This window comes from Rheinheimera sp., from assembly GCF_020217005.1.
Taxonomy (GTDB): domain Bacteria; phylum Pseudomonadota; class Gammaproteobacteria; order Enterobacterales; family Alteromonadaceae; genus Pararheinheimera.
Genome location: NZ_JAIWOI010000085.1, coordinates 1 through 10,000, shown reverse-complemented (window position 1 = coordinate 10,000; position 10,000 = coordinate 1). Strand labels below are relative to the sequence as shown.

The following is a 10,000-nucleotide window of genomic DNA, read 5'->3' as shown; positions in this document are numbered from 1 at the left end:
CGTTTTAAAGATCCAAAAGACCCACTGCAAATAGTCATAGTGCGCGATATGTGGCTCACAGGCTTTGATGCGCCTTGTGTGCATACGCTGTATGTCGATAAGCCGATGAAAGGCCACAACCTGATGCAGGCCATCGCTCGGGTAAACCGCGTGTTCCGTGACAAACAAGGTGGCTTGGTGGTCGATTACATCGGCATAGCCAACGAACTTAAGTCAGCACTAAAGGAATACACAGCCAGTAACGGCAGAGGTAAGCCAACGGTCGATACTGCTGAGGCTTGGGCTGTGCTGGAAGAAAAGCTCGATATACTGCGCGGTTTGATGCACGGCTTTGATTACAGCGAATTCTCGCTCAGTAGCCATAAACTGATGGCTGGTGCGGCTAACCATATTTTGGGCTTAAAAGACGGTAAAAAGCGATTTGCTGATAATGCGCTGGCCATGAGTAAAGCCTTTAGTTTGTGCTGCACTATGGATGAAGCCAAAGCCGTACGTGAAGAGGTCGCCTTCCTGCAAGCAGTGAAGGTGATCCTCATCAAACGTGATACCACAGATAAAAAACGTAGCGACGAAGAAAAGGAACTGGCTATTCGGCAAATCATTGGTCAGGCGATAGTGTCCGACCAAGTGGTTGATATCTTTGCAGCGGTAGGGCTTGATAAACCCAATATTGGCTTGCTGGATGATGAATTTTTAGCCGAAGTGCAGAACTTGCCGGAGAAAAATCTGGCGGTTGAATTGCTGGAACGCTTACTGGAAGGTGAGATTAAATCCCGCTTTTCGACCAACGTGATTCAGCAGAAGAAGTTTTCAGAGCTACTGAGTAACGTAGTCACCCGTTATCAAAACCGCAGCATTGAAACTGCGCAGGTGATGGAAGAGCTGGTGGATATGGCGAAGAAGTTCCGAGAGGCGGCCAAACGTGGCGAAGAGCTTGGTCTGACCGACGATGAGGTGAAATTCTATGATGCTCTGGCCAATAACGAAGCCGCAGTACTGGAGTTGGGCGACGATACGCTGAAGAAAATAGCCCACGAACTGACAGACAATTTGCGCAAAAACATCACCATCGACTGGAGCAAACGCGAAAGCGTGCGTGCACGTTTACGACTGATGGTCAAACGCATATTGCGCAAGTACAAGTACCCGCCAGATATGGCAGACGAAGCTATTCAGCTGGTGCTGGCTCAGGCTGAGAGCCTTGGGGAAGAGTGGGTTTAAGTTATCGCTAAACCCAGTCAACACAATGAGCAGCGGCAAATAATTAAGTAGCTACGTCAGGTAGCTACTTTGTATTCAAATACTTCAAAGTCCTGCCAGTAATTAATAAAGTTCTCTTCCCACACCGGATAGATATCTAACTCTTCCTCTATCGGGTAATACCCGTATAAGGTCTGAAACACACCCGCCTGAAAGTCAAAATCTAAGTCTTTAGCCAGTTCAACGTCTTGCTCTTGACCGACGTATTTAAAGTCGGTGATGTATGCAAAGTACCATGTATCCCCCTTACGAAATAACATGATCTCAACCGGATGGTAGACACCTTTTTCAGCGCTGTGACCTATCCCCAAATCTAAGACCAAGACACTATTAAAATTTCCACTATTCCCTTGCCCCAACGGCGAAGCTTTAACCAATAGCTTCAAAAATGGCTCTGTCTATATCCTCTTCATCATTCACAAAAGCTGAACGGATCATCAATAGTTGTGGGTTTGTTTCAGAAGTTCTGACTGTTTATAGTTCACTCACTGCCTACGAGTTAGCCTTGTGACCTAAGTTGCTCATCGCATGTAGGGTAGTTTTTTAACAAGCAACGCAGCCGACAACAGCAGGCGCGAAAGCTAAACCCAACAGAATCAGGAGTTAGATATGAACAGATTTACCAACAAAACAGTGTTAGTGACAGGTGGCAACAGCGGTATTGGTCTAGCGACAGCCATTCAATATGCTCAAGAGGGCGCTCGTGTTGTTATTACAGGCCGTGATTTGGCAACGCTGGACCAGGCGAAAACCCTGATAGGCGCAAACACCATAGCCCTGCAGAATGATCAAGGTGATATTAAAGCGGCTGGCGAATTGGCCCGTACTTTGACTGAGCAGGGCATCAAACTGGACGCCATTTTCCTAAATGCCGGTATTGCCAAGTTTGCGCCGTTTTCGGCTATAGACGAAAGCTTGTGGGACCATACTTTTAACGTCAATGTCAAAGGTGCGTTTTTTACTATACAGGCGCTGACGCCGCTGCTGAATCCTGGTGCCGCCATTGTCTTAAACGGCTCTATTAATGCACATATCGGCATGCCTTCTTCTTCTGTGTATGCAGCCAGTAAAGCAGCGCTGATTTCCTTTGCTAAAACCTTGTCGGCAGAACTGTTGCCACTGGGTGTGCGGGTCAATGTAGTCAGCCCTGGTCCTGTCAGCACGCCACTGTATGGCCGTTTGGGCATGGAAACGGCCCAACTGGATCAGATGGCGAAAGCTATTCAGGCGCAAATTCCGCTGAACCGTTTTGGTACTTCAGACGAGCTGGCGAAAACAGTGCTGTTTATGTCGTCGTCAGACTCTGCCTTTATTGTCGGCACCGAACTGATTGCTGATGGTGGTATGAGCCAATTGTAAAATTCCGGGGCCTGCAAATCAGGCCCTTTTATTTTCTTCCGCTATTTTCTTTTTTCTATTTTCCTTTGTGGTCCCAGGGCGCAGTTCCGGCAAAAGCTTCCACCAGAAAGTCGATCATCATCCTGACTTTGACACTTAAATGCCGTCGGCTTGGGTACATCGCCAGCACATCGATGTCGGGCAATTTGTAGTCTGGCAGCAGAGGCACTAAAGCGCCGGAGGCTAAATCCGGGCCGATCAGAAAAGTAGGCTGCCAGATAATGCCGGAGCCACAAAGCGCCATGGCTCGAGCTGTATCGCCATTGTTGGTGTGTACTTTGCCTTTTACTTTTACCTGATGGGTTTTGCCGTTATTGTCGGTAAAACTCCACTCGTCGCCCGAATAGGCGTAAATGATGCATTCGTGTTCTTTTAAATCGTCCGGTGTTTGAGGCGTGCCGTGTCGCTGCAGATAAGCAGGAGAGGCGCATAACACATTATGTGAGCTGGCCAGTTTACGCGCTGCGTGATTGACCGAACCTGAGCGCGAGATGCGGATTACCAAATCATAACCTTCTTCCACTATGTCCACCACCCGGTCAATCAGCGAAATATCCAGTTCCAGCTCTGGGTAACGACGGCTAAATTCAGGCCATAAAGGCGCCAGATGTAAAATACCAAAACTTAAAGGCGCATTAATTCTCAGCCTGCCCCTTGGTTGCAAAGCGGCTGAAGACACCAGGGCTTCAGTTTCTGCCACTTCCGCCAGTATCGACTTACAGCGTTCAAACAGCGCTTCACCGCTTTCTGTCAGCGATAACTTACGGGAGCTGCGGTTCAGTAGTCTGCAGCCTAAATAGGCTTCAAGATCATTGACATAGCGGGTGACATTTGCCGGTGAGGTATCCAGCAAATCGGCTGCTTTATTAAAGCTGCCTTTGTTTACCACAGTCATAAAAATTTCGTAGGCTCGTAGTCTGTCCATTGGTATGCCTTCTGTTGCTAAAACCATTCATAAAAAATGAATAATACCTTTATATTCGCTGCCTTCATCTATTAAAAGCTATTCAATATAGTAGATCTCAAGCAGGTCAGGTGACCTGATTTAACTTAAATTGAGGCACAGATGATGAAAAAATTAACGGATAAAGTAGCAATAGTGACAGGTGCAAGTTCAGGCATTGGCCGTGCAACAGCCTTGTTATTTGCCCGTGAAGGAGCAAAAGTAGTAGTAGGGGCGCGTCGCGAAAGCGAGCTGGCAAGCTTAGTGGCAGAAATTAAAGCAGAAGGCGGCGAAGCTGTTGCGCTCTCTGGTGATGTGGTGTCTGAAGACTACGCCAAAGCCTTAGTGGCTTTAGCTGTCAGTCAATACGGCCGTTTGGATATCGCTTATAACAACGCCGGTACTTTGGGCGAAATGGGCGCCAGTACAGAAGTATCAGCTTTGGGTTTTGCTGAAACTTTGGAAACCAACCTGACCAGCGCGTTTTTAGGCGCTAAACATCAGGTTCCTGAAATGATTAAACAAGGTGGCGGTTCCATCATTTTTACCTCTACTTTTGTCGGTTATAGCTTTGCATTCCCTGGTGTAGCGGCATACGCCGCCAGTAAAGCAGGCTTGATTGGTTTAACTAAGGCGTTAGCCTCTGAGTTTGGTCCACAGAATGTACGGGTAAATGCAGTATTGCCAGGCGCTGTGGATACGCCTATGTACAGAGGCATGAATGACAATGCTGAATCACAGGCTTTTGTCACTCAGTTGCATGCATTAAAACGAGTCGCAACACCTGAAGAGTTAGCCCGCTCAGTGCTTTATCTGGCCTCGGACGACTCTTCTTTTGTCACAGGCACAGCTTCATTAGTAGATGGTGGCGCATCCATTACCAGAACCTAAGTTCTCTTAGTTGGTAGTGCAACAAAGGAGGCTTAGCCTCCTTTGCTTTTTATCATCCATTCATGTTGTTACAGAATTCCTGCTTGAACTAAATAAGTTCCGGTTATAGTCTGTACCCGTATTCTGTTTTTGGTCGCAACAAGGTACCTGACTCAATAGGTCTGAGGTAGTTACAAAGCATGGAGTGCTGATGGCTCGCAGAAAGAAAACTAACTTTTTGGAAGATTTATTTAATCTGGCCGCAGCTTTGCCCTGGTGGGTTGGAGTGACGCTGGCTGTTATTGTGTTCTGGTATCTCGATTCGCTTGCGGCGCAGCCTATTCCTGTTGCAACCAATGCAGAACAGTTATTGTCTGGCGTCAAGTATCAGGCACTGCAGACCTTGGGATTTTATGGCCGTTTTGTTTTTCCGTTCTTTTTACTTGCAGGCTCAGTTGCTTCATTTTTTGCGCGGCGCAAAAGAATAAAGTTGTTAGCTACTGCAAGAAACACAGAGTCTTATGATCCTTTTGCTGCTTTGTCCTGGCATGACTTTGAGTTGCTGGTAGGCCAGTATTTCAGGGAGTTGGGCTATAGCGTGGCTGAAACCAGCTTTGGTGCAGATGGCGGCGTGGATTTGCGGGTGAAAGACGGCGCAGCAACTTATCTGGTGCAGTGCAAATTATGGAAAGCCAGCAAGGTTCCTGTCACTGTAGTGCGTGAGCTCTATGGCGTGATGATGGCTGAAGGGGCGTCGGGCGCTATTGTGGTCACCAGCGGTGAATTTACGCCGGATGCAAAAGCTTTCGCCGAAGGTAAATCTATAGTGCTGGTGGATGGCCGCTTACTGGTCAACTCCATTCGCAACAAAGAACCTCAATCCGAACTAAAAGCTGATATACGTTGCCCGTTATGTGGTAGCGATATGCAGCTGAGAACAGCCAGAAAAGGCCCGAATAGCGGCAATTTCTTTTATGGTTGTAGTCGTTATCCTGGCTGTAAGGGAGTAAGAGATGCAACTGCTGACGTGCGGCCGAATTCAGAGATCCGGGCATAAAACTCCAGACAGCTGCAGTTACTTCTTTATCCATCCAGGCAGCGCTTTTTGAGCTTTGTTGCGCATAGCGGATGGATGCTTTACTCTGCAGCTTAGATGAATGCTAAATAGTTAGCTCTCTGAGATTTATCTAAAACGTTTTTTCTCATAAAAAACAACAAGCTTAAGGATAAATAAAGATGAATAAATTTTTAAAAGCCAGCATCCTGTGTCCTGTATTCATCCTGGGTATGAGCCAGGCGAGCGCCGCTGTAGTGAGTTCAGAACAAGTGATCGCTCATCAGCAGTTCAACTTTAACAAAGCGCAGGTCTTGTCTTTTGTTGACAGTGCCGAAGTGCAGAACAAGCTGATTGAACTGGGGGTAAGCCCTGCTGATGCCAAACAACGTATCGCTAACATGACTGCCGAAGAGCTGAATGCGCTGAACAGTCAAATGAATGAAATGCCTGCAGGTGGCATTGTTGGTGTTGTGGTGACTGTGCTTGTGGTTGTGGTCGTCACAGATTTAATGGGGCTGACAGACGTTTACCCTTTTATCAACCCAATTTAATCCGTGAGTTTGATGGTTTTACTACGACAAGCCTGCCTTTTGGTGGGCTTGTTTATTTTACTGACAGGCTGTCAGACGCCGCCACAAACCAGCCTGTTACAGGTTGAGCCTCCAGCTATAGCTTCCTCTCATCTTATCCCGGAAGTCCCCTTTTATCCGCAGCAAGAGTATTTTTGCGGCCCAACGACCTTAGCTGAAGTGGCTGGTTTTTATGGGCTGAACAAAGACCCTGCCACTATAGCGCCCGCTACTTTTATTCCGGGGTTGCAAGGCACTCTGCAAATTGAAATGGCCGCAGCAACACGACAACTGGGGCTGGTTGCTTACGCACAGCGCGGTACCATGCACCAATTGTTAAGTCTGGTGGCAGAAAACATTCCTGTGATAGTGCTGCAAAACAACTCTATCGCCTGGTATCCACAGTGGCATTATGCGGTGGTGATTGGCTACGATCTGCAACGCCAGGAAGTGATTTTGCATACAGGGCTGACTGAAGCCTACCGGCTGGACTTCTCTACCTTTGAACGCACCTGGGCGAGGGGGAATTATTGGTTGTTGGCCATGTTGCCGCCAGGCAAAACAAGTCCGCTGCTGGAGCCCTTTATCTACACCAAAGCCAGTCAGGATTTACTCACTACCCAACAGGTTGATAACGGCGTAACAGCGCTAAAAACCGCGACTACCCAGTGGCCAGATTATTGGCTCCCTTATTTTTTATTGGGTAATCATTATTTCTCCAGCCAGCCCGCAGAAGCGGCCCTCTGGTTTGAAAAAGGCCTGCCTTATGCGCAGCAGGAAATATCCTATCTGAACAATTACGCTGTGTTATTAAGTGAACAAGGCTGCAAGGCGAAAGCCACCAGCCTAATTGAAGCAGCCCTGAAGCTGTCGCCACATGACACTAATCTGCTGGATAGTCAGCAACAAATTAACAGCTCTAAAAAGGCTGAGCCTGCCGCTGGCTTACAATGCCAGTGATAGCTTGATGTTGCCAGGCTTTCACTGAATTAATCCCGATGACAGCGCTGTAACTCCTCAATAGTGGCCTTGGCCAGAGGTGAGCTGCTGTTGCTTTTTGACGTGATCAGCACCACTGGAATTTGGTAGTTGTATTTTTCCGGCTGAATGGCGCGAAACAGGCCTTTTTCTACCCAGTAACTGGCGTAATGTTCAGGCAAATAACCAATAAACTTACCGGACAAAATCAGGTGCGCTATGCCTTCGTCGTGGTAAGCACTGGCACTGTTCTGGTAGTTCAGGCCGTCGTTGCGGATCTCTTTATCCCTCATGTAGTTACTGGTCACCACTTCGGCCTGGGCTAGCCATTTGCTGCTGTCCTTGGCGGCGCAGTCAAACAGAGCATGGCCGGCTGCGCAATACAGATAGTTGGTTTCCGGGTGCAGCGGCTGGTAATTCAGGCCGCGAATATGATGGCGGCTGACGCCAATGCCTACTAAAGAGCGGCCATTGGCCACTGCGGTTTCCACTTCGCGTGCCTCACAGACATGAATATCAAACTGCAGATTGCTGCTTTTGTTTTTCAGCGCTGCAATGGCTTTGGCGACACCACAACGTGGATCGCTGATCAGCGTATCCACAATGGCAATAGTGACGCGGCCCGACAAGGTGTGTCTGGACCCTGCCACTGTAGCGGCGAAGGATTCACATTGCTGCAGCAGTTGCAAAGACGCCTGGTAGGTCACCCGGCCAGCCTCAGTCAGCTCAAAACCGCTGCGGCCACGTTTACACAAGGTCACGCCTAAACGAATTTCCAGATCGGACAAATGGGCGCTGATGGTAGAGCGGCCAATATTTAGCCTGGATTCGGCCGCCGACAAACCGCCAGATTCCACTATGGTGACAAAAATTCGCAGTAAGCGTAAATCAACGTCCTGGACCTGCATAAGGACTCACTCTTTAGTTCGATAAATCCGGAATAAGATACGATTATTATGTATTTATAAAACATCATCGGCAAGCTAGCATGAGCCTATCTCTGGCCCTGAGGGCTAATGCACAGCAACAAATAGAGGAGTAGAAGATGGTGTTTCATTATGGCATTGACCGTCTTGACCTGGACACAGTACAAGCTATTGCAGAAGGCCGCATTCAAGCGCAGTTAAATGCTGAAGCTATAGCAAAAATTAATCACAGCCGCAGCTGTGTCGACCAAATGGCGGCTTCAGACAAAGCCATTTACGGCATCAACACCGGCTTTGGCCCTTTGTGCGACACCCAGATTTCGCCAGCTGAAACTGCACTGCTGCAGAAAAACCTGCTGATCACTCATGCGGTTGGCGTAGGTGAACCTATTGCCAAAGCTATTTCTAAGCTGATGCTGATCACTAAAGTGCATGCACTGAGCCAGGGCTATTCTGGTGTGCGCCTGGAAGTGGTTGAGCGTATGCTGAAATTTATTGAGCTGGACCTGATTCCTGTGGTGCCAGAACAAGGTTCGGTTGGCGCTTCAGGTGACTTAGCGCCGCTGTCGCATTTATTCTTGCCACTGATAGGTGAAGGTGAGTTCTGGCAAGGCAAAGAAAGTATTCATGCCGCTGAAGCTTTGCGTCAGCATGGTTTAGAGCCACTGGAACTGCAGGCCAAAGAAGGTTTAGGCCTGATTAACGGTACTCAGTTTATTCTGTCGCACGGTATTACAGCGCTGCTTAAAATGCGTTACCTGCTGGACTTAGCCGATGTAGTGGGCGCCATGAGCATTGAAGGTATGCAGGGCAGTGGCTCACCTTTCCGTCCTGAATTGCATCAAATCCGTCCTTTTGCCGGTACTATCGAAGTAGCAGCACGGATGCGCCGTCTGTTTAAAGACTCAGAAAATATGGCGTCGCATTTTGGTTGTGCCAGAGTGCAGGACCCTTATTCACTGCGTTGTATACCGCAAGTGCATGGCGCGTCACGCAATGCATATTACCATTTAAAAGAACTGGTTGAGATTGAGATGAACTCAGTCACAGACAACCCTATCGTCATCAGCGCTGAAGAAGCCTTGTCTGGTGGTGGTTTCCATGGTCAGCCTCTGGCGATGGCACTGGATTACACTTCGATAGCAGCGGCTGAGCTTGGCAATATTTCTGACCGCCGTTGTTATTTATTACTGGAAGGCCTGCATGGTTTACCACGTTTGCTGACCAAAGCCGGTGGTTTAAATTCCGGTCTGATGATCCCTCAGTACACTACGGCAGCTTTGGTGACAGAAAACAAATCTTTGTGTTTCCCGCCATCAGCCGACAGCGTGCCGACTTCGATGGGCCAGGAAGACCATGTGTCTATGGGCAGTATCTCAGGTCGTAAACTGAATCAGATTTTAGGCAACCTGGAAAAAATCCTCGCCATTGAACTGATGTATGCGGCTCAGGCTATTGAGTTCCGTCGTCCTCATACCTGTTCAGATTTAATCGAAGAAAATCATGCCATTATCCGCGCCAAAGTGGCGAAGCTGGAAGAAGATCGTCTGTTAAAGCCGGACATTGATGCCATGATCCAGCTGGTTCGAAACCAGGCTTTTCATGTCGCTTTTGCAGTGAACTAACAGGGAGTGCCATGATGACGTTTCAGGATCAAATTAAACAAGGTATTCCGGCTGTATTGCCTGCGGCTAAAGCTTATCCGTTGGATGCCAACCGTGCGCCAAAACGCAAAGACATTTTAACCAAAGCAGAAAAACAGCTGGCGGTACGTAATGCGCTGCGTTATTTCCCAAAAGAATGGCATGCCGAACTTGCGGCTGAATTTGCGCAGGAACTGAATGACTTTGGCCGTATTTATATGTACCGCTTTAAGCCGGAGTACGCCATTAAAGCCCGTGCTATCAGCGAGTATCCGGCCCGGTGCCAGCAAGCGGCCGCTATTATGCTGATGATCGACAATAACTTAGACCCAGCTGTAGCGCAGCACCCGGAAGAG

The 10,000-nt window shown here is 48.3% G+C and carries 10 protein-coding genes and 1 pseudogene; 8 read left to right on the top strand and 3 right to left on the bottom strand.

All coding sequences use genetic code 11. From position 1 onward, the window contains the following. Nucleotides 1–1,221, top strand: a 1,221-nt coding sequence (locus LDL40_RS04190; RefSeq protein WP_300993890.1) for a type I restriction enzyme endonuclease domain-containing protein, incomplete at its 5' end; no start/stop codon positions are given. 56 nt (nucleotides 1,222–1,277) lie between these two features. Here the strand turns inward: LDL40_RS04190 and LDL40_RS04185 are convergent. Then, a complete protein-coding gene (locus LDL40_RS04185) occupies nucleotides 1,278–1,571 on the bottom strand; it encodes a DUF2787 family protein (RefSeq protein ID WP_300993889.1) in 294 nt (97 codons plus the stop codon). A gap of 298 nt (nucleotides 1,572–1,869) precedes the next feature. Here LDL40_RS04185 and LDL40_RS04180 point away from each other — a divergent pair, with 298 nt between their 5' ends. Beyond that, nucleotides 1,870–2,619 carry an SDR family oxidoreductase gene (locus LDL40_RS04180; protein WP_300993888.1) on the top strand — a complete coding sequence of 250 codons (750 nt, stop codon included), beginning with the start codon at nucleotides 1,870–1,872 and terminating at the stop codon, nucleotides 2,617–2,619. 55 nt (nucleotides 2,620–2,674) lie between these two features. On the opposite strand, the gene LDL40_RS04175 is transcribed toward LDL40_RS04180, so the two are convergent. Next, complete coding sequence (locus tag LDL40_RS04175; protein WP_300993887.1) at nucleotides 2,675–3,583, bottom strand: LysR family transcriptional regulator; 909 nt, start codon at nucleotides 3,581–3,583, stop codon at nucleotides 2,675–2,677. Between the two features lie 141 nt (nucleotides 3,584–3,724). On the opposite strand from LDL40_RS04175, the gene LDL40_RS04170 reads away from it, so the two are divergent. From LDL40_RS04170 to LDL40_RS04155, 4 genes are all read left to right on the top strand, one after another. Beyond that, entirely contained in the window at nucleotides 3,725–4,492 is a 768-nt protein-coding gene (locus LDL40_RS04170) for an SDR family oxidoreductase (protein WP_300993886.1), read from the top strand. 190 nt (nucleotides 4,493–4,682) lie between these two features. After that, a complete protein-coding gene (locus tag LDL40_RS04165) occupies nucleotides 4,683–5,528 on the top strand; it encodes a restriction endonuclease (protein WP_300993885.1) in 846 nt (281 codons plus the stop codon). 179 nt (nucleotides 5,529–5,707) lie between these two features. Beyond that, nucleotides 5,708–6,079 carry a PA2779 family protein gene (locus tag LDL40_RS04160; protein WP_300993884.1) on the top strand — a complete coding sequence of 124 codons (372 nt, stop codon included), beginning with the start codon at nucleotides 5,708–5,710 and terminating at the stop codon, nucleotides 6,077–6,079. Nucleotides 6,080–6,091: 12 nt separating this feature from the next. After that, the gene (locus LDL40_RS04155; RefSeq protein ID WP_300993883.1) at nucleotides 6,092–7,057 is read left to right on the top strand and encodes a PA2778 family cysteine peptidase; all 966 of its coding nucleotides are present in this window, start codon (nucleotides 6,092–6,094) and stop codon (nucleotides 7,055–7,057) included. A gap of 29 nt (nucleotides 7,058–7,086) precedes the next feature. Here LDL40_RS04155 and LDL40_RS04150 read toward each other — a convergent pair whose 3' ends face one another. Beyond that, a complete protein-coding gene (locus LDL40_RS04150) occupies nucleotides 7,087–7,983 on the bottom strand; it encodes a LysR family transcriptional regulator (protein WP_300993882.1) in 897 nt (298 codons plus the stop codon). Nucleotides 7,984–8,120: 137 nt separating this feature from the next. Here LDL40_RS04150 and hutH point away from each other — a divergent pair, with 137 nt between their 5' ends. Together hutH and LDL40_RS04140 are read left to right on the top strand one after the other, a co-directional pair. After that, nucleotides 8,121–9,626, top strand: coding sequence for a histidine ammonia-lyase (gene hutH, locus LDL40_RS04145; RefSeq protein ID WP_300993881.1), 1,506 nt, complete (start codon nucleotides 8,121–8,123; stop codon nucleotides 9,624–9,626). Nucleotides 9,627–9,637: 11 nt separating this feature from the next. Beyond that, a pseudogene (locus tag LDL40_RS04140) lies at nucleotides 9,638–10,000 on the top strand (urocanate hydratase); the annotation flags it as partial.

Coding starts and splice junctions, on each gene's coding strand:
- LDL40_RS04175 (WP_300993887.1), bottom strand. CDS start 3,583: ATGGACAGACTACGAGCCTACGAAATTTTTATGACTGTGGTAAACAAA.
- LDL40_RS04155 (WP_300993883.1), top strand. CDS start 6,092: ATGGTTTTACTACGACAAGCCTGCCTTTTGGTGGGCTTGTTTATTTTA.
- LDL40_RS04170 (WP_300993886.1), top strand. CDS start 3,725: ATGATGAAAAAATTAACGGATAAAGTAGCAATAGTGACAGGTGCAAGT.
- LDL40_RS04150 (WP_300993882.1), bottom strand. CDS start 7,983: ATGCAGGTCCAGGACGTTGATTTACGCTTACTGCGAATTTTTGTCACC.
- LDL40_RS04165 (WP_300993885.1), top strand. CDS start 4,683: ATGGCTCGCAGAAAGAAAACTAACTTTTTGGAAGATTTATTTAATCTG.
- hutH (WP_300993881.1), top strand. CDS start 8,121: ATGGTGTTTCATTATGGCATTGACCGTCTTGACCTGGACACAGTACAA.
- LDL40_RS04160 (WP_300993884.1), top strand. CDS start 5,708: ATGAATAAATTTTTAAAAGCCAGCATCCTGTGTCCTGTATTCATCCTG.
- LDL40_RS04180 (WP_300993888.1), top strand. CDS start 1,870: ATGAACAGATTTACCAACAAAACAGTGTTAGTGACAGGTGGCAACAGC.